The sequence below is a fragment of the Pseudomonas sp. BJa3 genome, assembly GCF_026343815.1.
GTDB lineage: Bacteria > Pseudomonadota > Gammaproteobacteria > Pseudomonadales > Pseudomonadaceae > Aquipseudomonas > Aquipseudomonas soli.
Window position 1 is genome coordinate 1 of record NZ_JAOXMC010000272.1, and the last position, 264, is coordinate 264.

Below are 264 nucleotides of genomic sequence, written 5' to 3' on the forward strand. Positions count from 1 at the left end.
GCGGGCCAGCCGGCCTGGGGCATGCTGCGCGACGCCGAGGTCGTGCCGTTGACGCGGTACTGGCCCGACCTGGCCACGGCCCTGGCGGCGGGGGTGGCGCAGATCGCGCAAGCGGCCGCGCGGCACGAAGGCCCCGGCATCGCGCTGGCGGACCTGCAATGGCTGCCGCCGGTGCCGGCGCCGCGCAAGATCCTCTGCGTCGGCCTGAACTACGGCCGCCACGTAGCCGAGGCCGGGCGCGAGCTGCCGCGCCATCCCTCGCTG

General features: G+C 77.3%; 1 pseudogene. It reads left to right on the forward strand.

The window, feature by feature from the left end:
* Nucleotides 1-48: 48 nt before the first annotated feature.
* Nucleotides 49-264, forward strand: a pseudogene (locus OH705_RS27690) (5-oxopent-3-ene-1,2,5-tricarboxylate decarboxylase); the annotation flags it as partial.